12 protein-coding genes and 1 pseudogene are annotated in these 16,220 nt (G+C 71.8%); 6 read left to right on the forward strand and 7 right to left on the reverse strand.

The window, feature by feature from the left end:
• Positions 1–97: 97 nt before the first annotated feature.
• Positions 98–1,270: an IS701 family transposase gene (locus FEF34_RS28325; protein WP_138057454.1), complete on the reverse strand. Its 1,173-nt coding sequence runs from the start codon at positions 1,268–1,270 to the stop codon at positions 98–100.
• Between the two features lie 391 nt (positions 1,271–1,661).
• The gene (locus FEF34_RS28330) at positions 1,662–2,768 is read right to left on the reverse strand and encodes a TetR/AcrR family transcriptional regulator (RefSeq protein WP_138055685.1); all 1,107 of its coding nucleotides are present in this window, start codon (positions 2,766–2,768) and stop codon (positions 1,662–1,664) included.
• 92 nt (positions 2,769–2,860) lie between these two features.
• On the opposite strand from FEF34_RS28330, the gene FEF34_RS43980 reads away from it, so the two are divergent.
• Both FEF34_RS43980 and FEF34_RS28340 read left to right on the forward strand, forming a co-directional pair.
• On the forward strand, positions 2,861–3,385 hold the full coding sequence (locus tag FEF34_RS43980) for an ATP-binding cassette domain-containing protein (RefSeq protein WP_325063651.1): 525 nt from the start codon (positions 2,861–2,863) through the stop codon (positions 3,383–3,385).
• 134 nt (positions 3,386–3,519) lie between these two features.
• On the forward strand, positions 3,520–3,810 hold the full coding sequence (locus FEF34_RS28340; protein ID WP_234042597.1) for a hypothetical protein: 291 nt from the start codon (positions 3,520–3,522) through the stop codon (positions 3,808–3,810).
• Here the strand turns inward: FEF34_RS28340 and FEF34_RS28345 are convergent.
• The 3 genes and pseudogenes from FEF34_RS28345 to FEF34_RS43280 all read right to left on the reverse strand — a co-directional run.
• Entirely contained in the window at positions 3,785–5,644 is a 1,860-nt protein-coding gene (locus FEF34_RS28345) for a glycoside hydrolase family 15 protein (protein WP_138055686.1), read from the reverse strand. The two genes, FEF34_RS28340 and FEF34_RS28345, sit on opposite strands and share 26 nt — an antisense overlap.
• 315 nt (positions 5,645–5,959) lie before the next feature.
• On the reverse strand, positions 5,960–6,424 hold the full coding sequence (locus FEF34_RS28355; protein WP_138055688.1) for a hypothetical protein: 465 nt from the start codon (positions 6,422–6,424) through the stop codon (positions 5,960–5,962).
• A 286-nt stretch (positions 6,425–6,710) separates the two neighbouring features.
• Positions 6,711–7,181 (reverse strand): annotated as a pseudogene (locus FEF34_RS43280) (SAM-dependent methyltransferase); the annotation flags it as partial.
• Between the two features lie 379 nt (positions 7,182–7,560).
• Between FEF34_RS43280 and FEF34_RS28365 the strand changes: the two are divergent.
• Positions 7,561–7,923, forward strand: a complete 363-nt coding sequence (locus FEF34_RS28365; protein ID WP_138055689.1) for a hypothetical protein — start codon at positions 7,561–7,563, stop codon at positions 7,921–7,923.
• A gap of 1,152 nt (positions 7,924–9,075) precedes the next feature.
• Positions 9,076–9,414: a helix-turn-helix domain-containing protein gene (locus FEF34_RS28370; RefSeq protein ID WP_138055690.1), complete on the forward strand. Its 339-nt coding sequence runs from the start codon at positions 9,076–9,078 to the stop codon at positions 9,412–9,414.
• 404 nt (positions 9,415–9,818) lie between these two features.
• Here FEF34_RS28370 and FEF34_RS28375 read toward each other — a convergent pair whose 3' ends face one another.
• On the reverse strand, positions 9,819–10,574 hold the full coding sequence (locus FEF34_RS28375) for an SDR family oxidoreductase (RefSeq protein ID WP_171053126.1): 756 nt from the start codon (positions 10,572–10,574) through the stop codon (positions 9,819–9,821).
• A 134-nt stretch (positions 10,575–10,708) separates the two neighbouring features.
• Here FEF34_RS28375 and FEF34_RS28380 point away from each other — a divergent pair, with 134 nt between their 5' ends.
• A complete protein-coding gene (locus FEF34_RS28380) occupies positions 10,709–12,340 on the forward strand; it encodes an alkaline phosphatase D family protein (RefSeq protein WP_138055691.1) in 1,632 nt (543 codons plus the stop codon).
• An 811-nt stretch (positions 12,341–13,151) separates the two neighbouring features.
• A complete protein-coding gene (locus FEF34_RS28385; RefSeq protein ID WP_234043251.1) occupies positions 13,152–14,606 on the forward strand; it encodes a multidrug effflux MFS transporter in 1,455 nt (484 codons plus the stop codon).
• 223 nt (positions 14,607–14,829) lie between these two features.
• Here FEF34_RS28385 and FEF34_RS28390 read toward each other — a convergent pair whose 3' ends face one another.
• On the reverse strand, positions 14,830–16,167 hold the full coding sequence (locus FEF34_RS28390; RefSeq protein ID WP_138055692.1) for a hypothetical protein: 1,338 nt from the start codon (positions 16,165–16,167) through the stop codon (positions 14,830–14,832).
• Positions 16,168–16,220 lie beyond the last annotated feature (53 nt).

Genomic DNA, 16,220 nt, shown 5'->3' on the forward strand with positions numbered 1-16,220 from the left:
TGATGCGCGCGCCGCCAGATCGACCAGCGAAGTCCCTGGTCAATGGCGATGCGAGTCAGGCCGATCAGGTTGAACAGGCGCCGGACCTCGGCGACGGTCAGGGCCGCGAGCCGCCGCGTTCGCGGCCCGCGCCCGCCGCCCAGGTTCGAAGAGCCCCCTTTTGCGGGGTTCGGGCCATCGCGGCCAGGAACGCCAACGCCAGCATGGACAGGGTGATATGGCGATACCAGGCGTCGTATTTGCGTACCTGGTAGTTGTCCAGCCCGGCCTGCTGCTTGGCCGCCTCGAAACACTCCTCGACCGGCCAGCGCAGTCCTATGACCGCCACCAGTTCCGACAGTGATTCCCCGCGCGGGTTGTAGCAGTGGAAGTAGGCGAGCTCCCCATCCGCGATGGAGCGGCGTACTACGTACTGGCGCCCGTCCCGCCCGGCGATTACCGCCCAGTCGTAGGTGCGGAACCCTTTGGCTCCGATCCCGCAGGCACGCCGGGAGAAGTCCCCCGGCCGCAGGTGTGATGCCAGGTTGTCCAACCGGGTCGGAGTGTCGGGGTTGGTGGAGATGCCCGCGGTGTTCACGTCGGTAGATTTCGGAACGGCCATGCAGTAGGCAATGTCCTCTGCTTCCAGATACCTGCGCAGAATCCTGTTCTGGCCGAACTCCTCGTCCGCAACGAACCACGAAAACGGCACCCCGGCCGCCACGGCGCGCTCGATCATGGCCTGGACCTGCTGCGGACGGGTGCGGAAGACCACCTCGTCCGGGATCCCCGCCTCCCGGCGGCGTTCGAAGTCGACGGCCCAGGAATCCTTGGGCAGGTAGAGCTCCCGGTCGATCAGTACACGGTCGCCACGACGGTTGGCGTAGGCCAGGAACGACCCGATCTGGCAATTGTCGACACGTCCGAGGGTGCCGGAATACTGCCGCTGGACCCCGGCGGATTTGGTGCCCTTCTTCGCGAAGCCGGTGGGGTCGGCGATCAGCACGCCCCGGGGATCCGCGAAGCGTTCCATGGCGTAGTCGCAGACCAGGTCCCGCATCAGAGCCGCGCTCCACGGGGTGAGGTTCAAGAACCGCTGGAGTGCTTTGGGCTCCTTCTCGCCGGCGAACTCAGCCATGGTCCAGCCGTTCTTGCGCTGCAACGGGGAGAGGAGCCCACGTAAGTACTGAAGGGCGTGCCCTTGGGATTCCGGGCGGTAGAACAGGGGGGTTATCCGCTCACCCAGCGCGGCGAACTCGCGGTCCCAGACGGCTAAATCGGCAGGGCTCACTGCGTCCGACGAAGAATCTTGATCATGGGGCTGTGTCGTGGCCACAGGCAGAGCCTCCCATCACCCCATGATCAAGATCTAGCCCTGTAGTACTAACCGGCCACGGCCCAGCGCCCGCTCGGCGCCGGGGCCGGCGCCCTGCTCATCGACCTGCTGCGGGAGCCCGGCACGCACCGGCACGGCAGTCGACACCAACGGCGCAGCCTGCGCCGCCGGGCATGACGCCGCCCTCGCTTCCGGGGTGCACGAGCGCCTGACGGTGATCGAGCGGCCCATCGAGTCACTGGCCGACGACCCGGGGCCGGTCGCCGGCGCGGAAGCCTCGCCAAGGCGGGCTTCTCAGGGACCAGGACCGTGCCGATCGGTCTGCCCGGGGCGGCCGTGCCCGGTGTCACACCGCCCCGCTCCGCCCGGGATCGGGGGAGTGGTGGCGGGACGCGGCGTGGCCCGCGCCGCGGCCGGTCGCGTGGGCCGTGATCAGTCCGTCGCGGACCCGGACTGCGATCTCGGTGAGGTCGAGGTCGTCGGCCGAGGAGTGGTCGAGGGCTGCCGGGACCGTGCCGGCGTGGTCGAACACGACGCGTGCCCGGGGCAGCCGGTCGGGCGTGAACACCCGGCGCAGACAGCCGACGAGATCCACGATCCGGAGCCGGGCCAGTCGGCCGATCTCGGCGGGGTCGCTCGTGACGACGACGATCGTCACCTCGTCGACCGGCCGCGCCGAGCGCATCACGTCCTCGGCCGCGGACAGGCGCCCCACACCCAGCACGACGACCACCCCGTCGTCGCCGAGGTCGACCGACCGGCCGGTGATCTCGTCGCGCAGATTGCCCGGCGGCGCCCACGGGGCCTCGGTCGAGCGCGCCGGAGTGACGTAGGGCAGATGCGGCGGCTCGGGGTCGTCGCCGAGGGCGATATCGGCGAGATGCTCGGCGGCGCGCGCCAGATCGAAGGGGTCGCCGACGCCGGGGGCGTTCTCCGCGAGGCCGGCCGCACCGTGGAGTAGGGTCAGGGCCAGCCCGGCGGGCCGCACGAACCCGGCGCGCACGGCGGAACGCGGCTCAACCGCCAGCGCGAGCAACAGCGCCTCGAACCGGACGAGTTCCGCGAGCGCGGCCCGCGCCGACTCGGTGCCCAGCACTCCGGACAGCGAGCGCAACTGCAGATGGCCGCTTCCCGGGGTGTCACCGAGGAAGGGCAGACGTTCCAGCCAGACCCGGGCGAACGAGCCGAGCGCCTGTCCGACGGAGTCGGGGGATTCCGCCGGGGGTTCGGCGGCGTCCCTGGCCCGTTCGGCGGCGTCGACCAGCACCGCGAAGTAGAGCGCGCGCTTGCCGGTGAAGTTGGAGTAGACCGCCCCCCTGGTCAGTTCGGCCCGCTCGGCGATCCGGTCGATCTTGGCCTCGACATAGCCGAACTCGGCGAACTCCTGCCGGGCCGCGACCAGCACCGACGCACGGGTCCGCTCCTGCTGCTGTGCGCGGGTCAGTCTCGCCATCGTGCCCCCTTCGGCTCCTGGTGTGTCATGATACAAGGAGCATCCAGATGATGCTGGTATCTGAAATGCGTGAACATCGGAGTTGGTCTTGGGTGAACGGGTTCGAGGTCGACGGACTGATCAAGGCATTCGGCCGGACGGCGGCCGCCGATGGAGTGAGCCTCTCCGCTCCTCGCGGGCATGTGCTCGGACTGCTGGGGCCCAACGGCGCCGGCAAGACGACCGCCGTCCGTGTGCTGGCGACTCTGCTGCGCCCCGACGCGGGAGAGGTGCGCGTGGCCGGAACCGGCGCCCGGCGGGATCCGGCCCAGGTCCGCCGGCGCATCGCGCTGTCGGGGCAGCATCGTCAAGAGCGCCGAGGCCGTGCCGGCGTTCACCTTCAGCGCCTTCCTGCCGCTCCAACCGGGCAGCAGCCTGCCTCCCCGACCGGCACCCTCCCCGGATGGCTGGGGGCCTGGGCGGACATCAACCCCGTCACCCATGTCATGGACGCCTGCCGTGCCCTGCTGAACGGGACGCCGGACGACGGAAGCATCGGCCGCACACTGCTGTGGTCGACCATCCTGTTCGTCGTCTTCCGCCCCCTCGCGGTCCGCGCCTACGGCCGCCAGGAATGACGACGCCGACCCTCGTCGAGGCCGGTCGCGGAACAAGAGGGTCGAGGCCGGTCGCGGACAAGCGGCGCACGCCGCGAGCCGGCGACGACCGACGAACTTCCCGCACAACGCATCACACCCCGGGAGGACCACCCATGACCTGGCCCGAAGCTCGCGTGACGGACACCGGCCTGCTGGTACTGCACACCCTGCGCTGCGCCGGCACCATCAGCCTCGCCCGGCTCCACGCGATCACGGGGCTCGACGAATCCGATGCCGAGTCCGAGCTCATCGATCTCGGGGCCGACGGTCTGGTCACACGCCTGTCCGGCGACATACCGGGGTGGAGCCTCACGGACGCCCTGGCGGTCCGCGCAGGAACGGTCGCTTCCCTCCCGGACGTGTGCCGGACTCGCGTGCTCAGCCCAGTGCCCGGTCCAGGTTGAACGCCGCGCTGATCAGTGCGAGATGGGTGAACGCCTGCGGGAAGTTGCCGTTCTGCTCGCCCGTGCGGCCGATCTCCTCCGCGTACAGGCCGAGGTGGTTGGCGTACGTGAGCATCTTCTCGAACGCCAGCCGGGCCTCGTCCGGCCGGCCGGCGCGGACCAGGGCCTCGACGTACCAGAAGGAGCAGATCGAGAACGTGCCCTCCTCGCCGCGCACCCCGTCCGGGCTGGCCTGCGGGTCGTAGCGGTAGACCAGGGAGTCCGAGACGAGTTCCTCACCGAGCGCGTCCAGGGTCGTGAGCCACTTCGGGTCGGTCGGGGAGATGAACTTCGCCAGCGGCATCATCAGCAAGGCCGCGTCGAGGACGCTGTCGCCCTCGTGCTGCACGAAGGCGTTGCGCTCGGCCGACCAGCCGCGCTGCATGATCCGCCGGTAGATCGCGTCGCGGACGCCGCCCCAGCGCGCCATGTCCGCGGGCAGCCCCCGGCGGCGGGCGATGCGCATGGCACGCTCGATCGCGACCCAGCACATCAGCCGGGAGTACAGGAAGCACTTGCGTCCGCCGCGCGTCTCCCAGATGCCCTCGTCGGGCTGGTCCCAGTTCTCGCAGACCCACTCGACGATGCCGCAGACGTGGTCCCACTGCTGGCTGGAGATCGGCTCGCCCCATTTGTCGTAGAGGTAGATCGAGTCGATGAGCGCGCCGTAGATGTCGAGCTGGAGCTGGTCAACCGCGTCGTTGCCGACGCGGACCGGGGAGGAGGCCAGATACCCCTCGAGATGGCGCAGTTCGCGCTCCGTCAGCTCACGGCGGCCGTCGATCCCGTACATGATCTGCAGGGGGCCTCCCTCGCCGCACGAGACGCAGACGTGCTCGGTCAGGAACCGCATGAACGCCTGCGCCTCGTCGGTGAAGCCCAGCCGGAGCAGGGCGTAGACGCAGAAGGCCGCGTCGCGTACCCAGACGTAGCGGTAGTCCCAGTTGCGCTCGCCGCCGATCTGCTCGGGCAGGCTCGTCGTGGGCGCGGCCACGATGGCGCCGGTGGGCGCGTAGGTGAGCAGTTTGAGCGTCAGGGCGGAGCGGTGCACCATCTCGCGCCAGCGCCCGCGGTAGCGCGACGTGGAGAGCCAGCGCCGCCAGTAGCGCACCGTCGCCTCGAACGCCTCCTCGGCCGTGGCGGTGGGGCACGCCTGCGGCACGATGTCGCTGCCGAGCCGGTCGAGCGCGAAGACGGCCGTCTCCCCCTCGTGCAGTTTGAACAGCGACCACACGTCCCGGCCGTCGGTCTCGACCGGCACGCTTGAGGTGAGCGAGAGACTCAGCGCGGGCGACTCGAAGACCGGATAGTCGCCCTCCACGCGGACGGTGTGGGCATGGCAGCCGTAGTCGAAGCGCGGAGCGACCACGGCCCGGAACGGCAGGGAGCCGCGGACGCAGACCACTCGGCGGATCAGCCGGTGCCGGTCGGCCTCGCGCGAGTCGTCGGCGATCGGCATGAAGTCCTGGATCTCGCCGACTCCGTCCTCCGCGAAGAAGCGTGTGATGAGCACGTTCGTGTCGGGGAAGTAGAACTGCTTCGTCCGGGCCGGTACGTCCGGTGCCAGCTCGAAGCGGCCGCCCTTCTCGGCGTCGAGGATCGACGCGAAGACACTGGGTGCGTCGAAGCGGCCGCAGCAGTACCAGTCGATCGTGCCGTTGGTGCCGACGAGGGCGGCACTGCGCAGGTCGCCGATCAGTCCGTGTTCGGAGATCGGCAGGTACCGGGGGGCGCCGGGGCCCCCGGGAGCGCCCGCTTCGCGGGCCGCCTCGTACGCCAGAGACTCAGCGGTCACAGGTCGGTCCTCCCTCTGCCTCGCGGCAAATGCGCCCGTACCCCGCAATTCATGTTAGGTCGACTTGTCGACTTGTGGAGGCGGGTTGTGGAGGCAGGCGCCGGAAGGGCTTCTGAGTGCCGGGGAGCCGGGGAGCCGGGGTGCCGGGGTGCCGGGGTGCCTGGGAGTCGGGGAGTCGGCGAGCCGGGCGGGCCCGGGTGTGCCGAGAGGGTCCGGGGGCGGAGTCCGGGGGGACGCCGCCCCCGGGCGGTGTCACCGTCGGTGGAGTGGCGGTGACACCGTGCTTCGAGGTGGTCGGCGGGGCGGGGGTGTGGGTCAGAAGACGAACGGGCCGGGGTTCTGCGGCGAGGTGGCGTTGCAGGTCGCCGCGATGCCGAAGACGACGACCTTGAGGGACGTCGCCTCGAGGCTGTCTCCCGTGGCGACCGTGCCGTTCAGTGGCCCGGTGGAGACCGTGCCGCCGGCCGGGATCGCCGGGTTGGCGCTGCCGGTGAACGTCGTCGTGCCGGAGCCGTTCCTGGTCAGCGTGAGGGTCGAGCTGACGGAGTTGGCGGAGAGGGGGAAGGGCGACTTGATTGCGGAGGTGGACAGGGTGATGGTGGCCGCGGAGCCGTCCTGGGTGGCCGTGAGCGAGGCCTCGCCGGATCCGAACGAGCCGCAGTCGAACGACAGGGTCGCCGTCGTGGGATCGACCGCGAGCGCCGCCGGGGCCAGGGCGAGGGCGCCGACGGCCGTCGCAGTGAGCAAGGCCATGCCGGTACCGAGTGCGCGGTGCTTCATCGGGGTCCCGCCTTCGTGTGTGGGGGTCACGGGATGGCGTCGCCGACCGCCGCTGCCTGCGTGGGCACCGGCCCCGGCGCAAGGGGGGTGCTGATGGGCAGTCAGGGACGGTTGTCATTGGGGCAGGAACTCCCGGAGAAGGCAAGGGTGCCGACCGACATTGGTGGCATGTGTCGGTCAATTCAGGCCGTCCGGGCGGCCGCGGGGAAACGACGCGTGGCTCGGCGAGGGTGGCGAGGTCGCCGGGTTCGGCCCAGTCGCAGGCTTCCTCGTCCCATTCGCCGAGGGCCAGGGTGCCGCCCGGGGCGAGAGCCGCGGCCAGGACGGCGAGGGTGGCGGTGCGGGCGGGGCCGCGGGGCGGCAGGGCGTAGGAGCTGACGGCGAAGTCGTAGGCGGTCTCGGGCTGCCAGGTGGCGCTGTCGGCGATGGCGAGTTCGACCCGGTCGTCCAGGCCGCGGGCGCAGGCGCCGGCGCGGGTGGAGGCGATGGCGCGGGGTGCCAGGTCCACTCCGGTGACGCGCCAGCCGCGTTCGGCGAGCCCGAGGGCGTTGCCGCGGGAACCGCAGCCCAGGTCCAGGGCCCTGCCCGGAGGGAGGTCGTCGGCCGGGGCGAGGAGCGTGGGGTCGGGATCGGAGGTGCCACTGCCGTCGCCGGTGTAGAGGTCGTCCCACGCGAAGTCCGGGTACGCGGCCGCCCCGGGCCCGTGGGCATGGCCGCTGTCGTGCGAGTCGCAAGCGCGGCCGGTGTTGTGGGTCACAGTTCCTCCAGCGGGAATGGGATCAAGCGAATGACCGTTGGTCAGTAATATGACTGCCGGTCATTCGTTCTCGTCAAGTCCCATTGGAGGCACTCCATGGACCGCACCGCCCAGTACGACACCGTGATCGTCGGCGGAGGACCCGCCGGCCTGACGGCCGCGCTGACCCTGACCCGCTACTCGACCTCGCCCCTCCACCGTCTGGCCCGACGTCACCTACCTCGACGCCGACGCCAACGCCCGCAAGGCCTTCCAGGGCCCCGACGCCACCAGCCTGGCCACCCGGCACAAGCGCTACCCCGAGCAGCCCCGCATCGCGTTCGTACCCGGCGACTACACCCACACCCTCGCGGAACTGCCCGCGGCCGAGTGGGATCTGGTGATCGCCCTGTACGCGGGCCCCGTCTCCGAGCACGCCACCCGCTGCCTGCGCCCAGGGGGCTGGCTCCTGGCCAACAACACCCACGCCGACGCCGGCCTCTCCCACCTCGACCCCCGCTACCGGCTCGCCGCCGTCCTCCACCACCGCTCCGGCCGCTACCGCCTCACAACCGAGGGCCTCGACCGCTATCTGCAGCCCAAACGCCCGCCCCACCCCACCCGCGAACAACTCCACGCCGCGGGCAGAGGAACCGCCTACATCCACCCGGTCGCCGCCTACCTCTTCCGCATCCACCCCCACACGCGAGAACGTGGACCCGACCCGGAAGCCCACCAGAACCCGGCAGGCCGGCACCCCTGACCGGGCCCGTACGCGCCCGGCGACCGGGCGGGGAGAGTGACGGCCCCGCACCGGGCGCCTGGCACGTTCACCTAACCCATTCGTCGCCGTCCTCCCGGTCAGCGTCGCGGCCGTCCCCGTCGAGCAGGTCGTTCACCTCGTTCTCGGTGAGCTCGCGTGTCCGGTCCATGACCCTGATGATGCCGACCCGCCCGACGCCGGCTCAGGCGGCTTGGCCGAGGCCGGCGGCGGTCAGGTCCCGTTCGCGGAGCTGGGTGGAGTCGACGTCCAGCTTCGGGTCGCAGGCGTCGGGCTGGATGCCGAGCTCGTGTGTGGAGTACTCGCCGAACGGTCACCCGCCGGCGAAGCGCCGGATCAGTCGTGTCCTCATGGCGTTCACCGCCCGGGCGGCAGGGAGGCACTCGCTGAGCGGCCTGTTCCGTGCGGGGCCGATTACCTCCCTAATGGAAACGCGAAAATCTATGCTGGCTGGAGTAGAAATTCGGGTGTGATGTGGGTATGGTTCTTCTCGTAGTCGAGAGAGACCGTAGGGCCTGGCAGAGACGACCTGCCGGGCAGCAGTACCGCAGTACAGGTAGTTGAAGTCCGCACGACGGTCCGGTGGTGGAGTCCGAAACCACAGCAGTAGCAGGACGGCGACGGGACTGACCGCCGGACCGGGTGGCCCGCAGTGATCAGGGGCTGCCGAGCAGTATCGACGTGCCCGATCAGTATGTGCAGTGCGAAGTACCAGCAGTGTGGTGACAGAGGTTCCCCGGTAAAGGCGTCAGCTGCAACGCGCGTACCGGGAAGCGGCAGTGGGTTCTCGGTCAGGGGCACGTGCCCGGCTGCCGACGAGCGGCGCTGTGACAGGCCGTTGAGCAGTACCAGTAGAAGTCAAGTGATTGATCAATCCCAGAAGAAGAACGGAGGAACCAAGCGCCATCAGGATCGCCCGGGCGGCAAGCCTGAGCCCGGGTACCGCAGGACATCGTTAGCGAGGTGGTCTCCGGTCAAGCAACCGCGATCCCCGCACACCCGACAGCATCTCGGTCGGGTCTGCGGAAACAGAAGGTCGGCGCAGTGTCAGGGCCGGCAGATGGTGTAGTTCCTTCGGGGCCCTGGTGCCGTACGGCACCAGGGCCCCTCCAGCGTGTTCCACAGAGAGGTGCAATGACCGCAGACGACTCGTTCGGCCGTCTCGATGACGACGACTACCCTGCCTACACCATGGGCCGGGCCGCCGAAATGCTCGGCACCACCCAGGGCTTCCTCCGTGCCCTCGGCGAAGCCCGCCTCATCACCCCGCTCCGCTCCGCCGGCGGCCACCGCCGCTACTCCCGCTACCAACTGCGCATCGCCGCCCGCGCCCGCGAGCTCGTAGACCAGGGCACCACCATCGAGGCCGCCTGCCGCATCATCATCCTCGAAGACCAGCTCGAGGAAGCCCAGCGCCTCAACGCCGCATACCGCCGCGCCGCCGAGTCGGCGAGCCCGCCCCCCGAAGCCTGAGGCAGCTGAGACCGGCAACGCCCCCGGGACGTCGGGACAGTTTCCCACTTGCGCAGCACCGGCATACTCGTGCCGCTCCGCTGTAGGGGTCGCAGTAGTTCTCGCCGAAAACAACGCTAAGCCCGCAAGGCTCCCCCTGAGCTGGGGTGACCTCGGGGACGGCGGGGCGGTGGCCCGTTGCTGGGCGCAGGGTGGCTCGTTGGGCTGACCGGGTGCCGACCCTGTTCGTGCCGTCCGTCCCGTGCCGTGCCGCCTTCCGTCCCGTCCGTCTCGTCCGCCCCGGCCGTGCCGTCCCGGGCCGGCTCTGAGTGGCCCGGCGTTCCGGCTCGGGCTGGCGCGCTGGCCCTTGCCCGGGCGGCGCGGCCGTGCGGTTCGCGCGGCGGCCGGACGGCGCCGGAGCCCCGTCAGCCGCGGCCGATGTACGGCATCGTCGTGGACATCACCGTCGCGAACTGCACGTTCGCCTCCAGGGGCAGCTCCGCCATGTGGAGCACCGTCCTGGCCACGTCGTCCACGTCCATGACCGGTTCGGGGGCGGTGCGGCCGTCGGCCTGGAGGACGCCGGTCTCCATACGGGCCGTCATCTCCGTGGCCGCGTTGCCGATGTCGATCTGGCCGCAGGCGATGCGGTAGGGACGGCCGTCCAGGGACAGGGACTTGGTGAGCCCGGTGACGGCGTGCTTCGTCGCCGTGTACGCCACCGAGTGCGGACGCGGCGCGTGTGCGGAGATGGAGCCGTTGTTGATGATGCGGCCGCCCTGCGGGTCCTGGCCCTTCATCACCCGGAACGCGGCCTGGGCGCACAGGAACGACCCCGTCAGATTGACGTCCACGACATGGCGCCACGCCTCGTGGGGGAGGTCCTCGAGGTGCACCCCGCCGGGGCCGAACGTGCCCGCGTTGTTGAACAGCAGGTCCACTCGCCTGAACCGCTCCCGCGCCGCCGTGAAGAGTGCCGTGACGGCCTCCGGGGACGTGATGTCCGTCGGGACGCAGAGCACGTCCGCACCGCCGGCCAGTGAGGCCGTCTCCTCCAGCGCGTCCGCCCGCCGACCTGCCAGCGCCAGCGACCAGCCCGCGCCGGCGAACGCCAGGGCGACGCTGCGCCCGATGCCCGAGCCGGCGCCCGTGACCACCGCACTTCTCCGTTCTGCGTTCATGGCGCCGCAGCGTACGGCAGAGATGCCTCCGCGGTTCTCATCCGTCCGACACGCGGATGTTGTGTACCGGACAACCCGCGGACGCCGGGCCCGGCTCAAATGCGGAGTGACAACGTCCGCAAGGGGAGGGCCAGATGACATCCGCACACCGGCACTCGGACGAACTCCGCGCCGTTGCCCGGCACATGGGCCGCCGCCGCTTTCTGACCGCCACCGGAGCCGCAGCCGCGCTCGCCTTCGCCGTGAACCTGCCCGCGGCCGGCACCGCGGCCGCCGCCGAACTGGACGCCGCGAATCTCGCCGAGAACCCGTTCACGCTCGGCGTGGCGTCCGGAGACCCGCTGCCCGGTTCCGTACTGCTGTGGACGCGGCTCGCGCCCCGCCCGTACGAGCCCGGCGGGGGACTGCCCTCCGCCCGGATCCGGGTCGGCTGGGAGATCGCCCACGACGCCCGGTTCACCCGCGTCGCCGGACGCGGACAGGCCACGGCCCACCCCGAGTTCGACCACGCCGTCCACGTGGACGTCACCGGACTCGACCCCGATCGCGTCTACCACTACCGCTTCCGCGCGGGCCGCTGGATCAGTCCCGTCGGACGCACCCGCACCGCACCCCGTGCCGGTTCCCGGATCTCCGAGCTGAGGCTCGCGGCCGTCTCCTGCCAGGCGTACCACGACGGGTACTTCACCGCGTACCGGCACCTCGCCGACGAGGACCTGGACGCGGTCTTCCACCTCGGCGACTACCTCTACGAGTACGCCGTCAACGCCGTCGGCGGCGCCCGCAACCACACCGACCGGCTCCTGCCCGCCCATTTCAACCGCGAGACCGTCACCCTGGAGGACTACCGGCTGCGCTACGCGCTCTACCGCAGTGATCCGGACCTCGCCGCCGCGCACGCCGCCCATCCCTTCGTCGTCACCTGGGACGACCACGAGACCGAGAACAACTACGCGGGCGAGACGCCCGAGAACGACGTCCCGCCGGAGGAGTTCCTGCTGCGCCGCGCCGCCGCGTACCGCTCCTACTGGGAGAACCAGCCGCTGCGCAGGCCGCAGCGGCCGGCCGGCCCGGACATGCGGCTCTACCGCCGGCTGCGGTTCGGCCGCCTCGCCCAGTTCGACGTGCTCGACACCCGCCAGTACCGCTCCGACCAGGCGTACGGCGACGGCTGGCAGACCCCGGGGCCCGAGTCCGAGGATCCGGCGCGCACGATGACGGGCGAGGAGCAGGAGCGCTGGCTGCTCGACGGCTGGCGGGCCTCGGACGCCGTCTGGAACGTGGTGCCGCAACAGGTTGCTTTCGCCCAGCGGCGCAACCTCCCCACGCCCGACTTCAAGCTCTCGATGGACTCCTGGGACGGCTACCCGGCCTCCCGGCAGCGGGTCCTCGACGGCGCCGAGGCCGCCGGCATCGACAACCTCGTCGTCCTCACCGGCGATGTCCACGTCGGTTACGCGTTCGACCTGAAGAAGGACTTCGACGACCCGTCCTCGCGAACGGTCGGCACGGAGTTCGTCGCCACGTCCGTCAGCAGCGGCAAGGACGGCGCCGAGAAGCCCGCCAACTGGGACAACCTCACCCGGGCCAATCCGCACATGAGGTTCTACAACGGCCGCCGCGGCTATGTGACGGTCACACTGACCACCGAGCACGCCCGTGCGGACTTCCGTACGGTCTCCGCGGTGACGACCCCGGGCGCGCCGGTCACCACGGCCGCGTCCTTCGTCACCCAGGCCGGCGACCCCGGCCTCGAGCCCGTGTGACCCGGGCGCCCCGCGGCCACCTCGGGAGGACCGGGTCCGCGCGCCTGAGGGGACGCGGGCCCGTGTTCCGGCCCGCCGGAGGGGACCGCCTTTCCCGGGGTCTCCGACGCCCGGCCCGGCCAGGACCGTGCGGCCTTCACCGGCGCGCCGCCGCGCACCGGTTCCGTCAGCCGCCGGACGAACGGGTCGCAGTACGTCCACACGGCCGCCATCGGAAACCGGCCGTGCCGCCCTGCCGTGCCGTCCCGCCGTGTCGCCGGTCCGCCGCCCTGCCGTGCCGCCCCGTCGGTTCGCCGTGTCGCCCCGTCGGTTCGCCGGTCTGCCGGTTCGCCGGTTCGCCGGTCCGTCGGTCCGTCGGTCCGTCGGTTCGCCGTGTCGGTGTGACCGGCTACTCGGGCGCGGGCACGATCCGCGTGGAAAGAAAGGCTTCTCGCGCAAAGGCGGCCCTGTCCGCCTCCAGCCACAGCCCTGCCGCTGCCCAGTGCCCCGGGCGGGGTGTCGCGACGTACACCACGTCCGCGTGGCCGTCCGCGGGCGGCCACGCCCAGCCGCCGAGGCCGCCGGGACGCCGAACCGCCCGGCGAAGGCCCGCGCCGCCCGGCGGAAGGCCACCCCGTGAACGCCGTCGCGATCCCGGCGGGCGCACACCCCGCCGCACCGCGTCACCGGCGCCCACCTCTCGGCCCCGGCACCCGACCGGTCCGCTGGCCCGCCGGTCCCCCGTGGCCGTTCCCGGCGGTGCGCGCACAGGCATCGACCACTCCGGAGGAGCTGAGAGCATATGGGGCGACGACCAGAACAGGAGCTGTTGATGCCGGAGAGCGGGCCGACCACCCCAGAGCACATATCCCCCGCCGCGTCCGGCCCGTTGCCGGTAGCGACCTCTTCTCCGGCACCGGTTCCCGCTCAGACGGCCGCCCCCACCCCGTCCCGGGCCGCGGTACCCGCCGCCGTCGCGGCCGCGCGCCGGGCCGGTCTGCTCGTCACCCTGGTCCTCGGTGGGCTCACCGCGCTTCCGCCGCTCTCCATGGACATGTATCTCCCGGCGCTCCCGCAGGTCACCGGCGATCTCCGCGCGCCCGCCGCCACCATCCAGCTCACCCTCACCGCCTGCCTCGCCGGGATGGCCCTCGGCCAACTCGTCGTCGGCCCGATGAGCGACAGATGGGGCCGCCGCCGTCCGCTGCTCGCGGGCATGGCGGTGTACGTGGCGGCCACCGCTGCCTGTGCCCTCGCGACCGGCGCCGAGATGCTGATCGCCTTCCGGCTGCTCCAGGGACTGGCGGGGGCGGCCGGGATCGTCATCGCGAGGGCCGTCGTGCGCGACCTCTACGACGGCGTGGAGATGGCCCGCTTCTTCTCGACGCTGATGCTGGTCTCCGGGGCCGCCCCGATCGTGGCACCGCTCGTCGGCGCCCAGGTACTCCGCGTCACCGACTGGCGGGGCGTCTTCCACGTCCTCACCGGGATCGGAGTGCTGCTCACCCTCGTCGTGGCGAAGTGGCTGCACGAGACGCTGCCCCCGGAGCGCCGCCACAGCGGCGGCGTGGGCCATGCCCTGCGCACCATGCGCGCGCTGGTCGCCGACCGGGTCTTCACCGGCTACACGCTGGCGGGTGGTCTCGCCTTCGCCGCGCTGTTCGCCTACATCTCGGCCTCTCCGTTCGTGGTCCAGAACCTTTACGGCGCCTCGCCCCAGACGTTCGGGCTGCTCTTCGCCGTCAACTCGATCGGCCTGGTCGCGGTGGGCCAGATCAACGGCAAGCTGCTGGTGGGCCGGGTCAGTCCGGACAAGGCCCTGGGCTTCGGGCTCGCCGTGATCGCGCTGTCGGCCCTCGCGCTGCTGCTGGTCACCGCCGGCGTCTTCGGCGGGACCGGACTCCTTCCCGTGGCCGCCGGGCTCTTCGTCCTGATGTCGGCGATGGGCGTCACTCTGCCGAACACCAACGCCCAGGCCCTGATGCGCGCGCCGCACGCGGCCGGATCGGCGTCGGCGCTGCTCGGCGCGTCCTCCTTCCTCGTCGGGGCGATCGCCTCCCCGCTCGTCGGGATCGCGGGCGAGGCGACGGCGGTGCCGATGGCCGTCGTCCAACTGGTGTGCGCGTTGGGTGCGGTGGGCTGCTTCCTGGGTCTGTGCCGGCCGTGGCGGGCGCGGGGGCCCCAGGGCGCGGCGGTACGGTCGGCGGCCGACGAGGCGGATGGGGCGGACGGGGAAGGCAAGGCGGACGGGGAACGTGGGGCGGACGAGGTCGGTAGGTCCGCGTAGCGACGGGCTCGTTGGGAACGGGCTCGCGAGAACGGGCTCGTTGGGAACGGCCTGCGGGATGCGCGGGAGCGGATGGGCGGGCGCCGGCTCAAGGACATGGGTTCTCACGCAGGGGCGTAGCCACGGGGACTCGGGCACGGGCCAGCCGGCACAGGCCCGCAGACAGAGGGAGCCTGGGGCAGGGGCAGGGGCAGCCGCGCCTGCCTCGGCGCCCCTCCGGGGGTCAGGGGGCTGTGACGGGGCGGTCCGCGCGTACGTAGCCGATCAGGTGCAGCCGGTCGCGGTTGTCCGTCCAGCGGAAGACGCCGACGCCCGATGCCTCCGCCGCGGGCAGCCGGACGCTGGGGGACAGCGGCTCGGGCGCGCCGCTCGCGAGGTCCACGACGTGCGGCGCCCCGACGCCCGCCAGCGCCTCGGCGGGGCCTCGGGCGTCGGTCGCCCCGTAGGCGATTCCCGCGTCTGTGACCGTCGTCAGCGTCAGCGGACGCGTGCCGTCCGGCTCCTCGAAGCAGCGGCCGGTGCGCTTCTCCAGGTCGAAGGCGAGGTTCCCGGCGGCGAGGTAGCGCAGCCGGGGGGAGATCACGGCCTGCGGGTACGTCCCCGGCTCGATCGCCGGCTTGTGGCACTCGGCCGTGACCAGCGGCTTGCCCGACGCGGCGTCGTGCACCGCCCAGAGGTCGCGGGTGGTGGCCGCCTCGGTGCCCTTGGCCTTCTGCCAGCGCACGAGCAGCCGCCCGGAGGCCAGGGACACCGGTACCCCGTTCACCCGGTCCGCGCCGCGCGGCGCGACGTTCCGGCTGAACCAGCCGTCGCGTACCCAGAACTCCCGGGCCCCGCGCACCAGCAGGCCCTTCACCGTCACCCCCTGGACCGCGGTGAGCTGCCGGCAGGTGGTGCAGCCTTTCGGCGGGCGCAGGTCCTCGGGCGCGACCACGGACACCTCGCCGCTGTCGGGATCGACGACCGCGCTGCGCGCGCCGCCGTCGCCGATGAGGATGCCGGGCCCGGTCCCGGAGACCGTGGGCGCGCCGGTCCAGGGCACCTCCACCCGGCGCCGCGAGCCGTCCACCGCGTCGTAGACGTCGAGGGAGACGAAGGGGCCCGAGGGCGTGAGGGAGCCGCGGCCCGTCTTTCCGTACGACCAGACGACGAAGAACTGCCGGTCGGCCTTGGCCACGGACAGCAGCCGAGGGAAGTTCGCCGCGCCGGCGAGCGGGGAGAAGGGCTCGCCGGACCAGCCGGGGCGCCCCGTGCCGGTGTACAGCGTGCGCAGCCGGAACCGGGTGTCCTGCACCCGTTCCAGATAGGCGATGAGCCCGGACCGGGTGGCGAGTGCGTGGTCGGGCGAGGCGTCGGGGATCTCCCAGCCCCTGGCGGTGTCGTACGCGGCGGGGACGGTGAGCTCGGTGACCGGGCCGGAGGCGCGCTTCTGCGGCCTCTTCGGCCCGCCGCCGCGGTGCTCGTCCTTCCCGCCTCCGCCGCCGCAGGTGGCGAGCAGAAGGATCATGGCCAGTACGGCGACGCCGGTCACCAGGGCCGTGCGCACGATCCTCTGTCTCATGGTCCCCCCGATGAGCGTTGCCAGGTACAACGGCCGTCAGATTAGCAACTGGG

It is taken from the genome of Streptomyces marianii (assembly GCF_005795905.1).
Taxonomy (GTDB): domain Bacteria; phylum Actinomycetota; class Actinomycetes; order Streptomycetales; family Streptomycetaceae; genus Streptomyces; species Streptomyces marianii.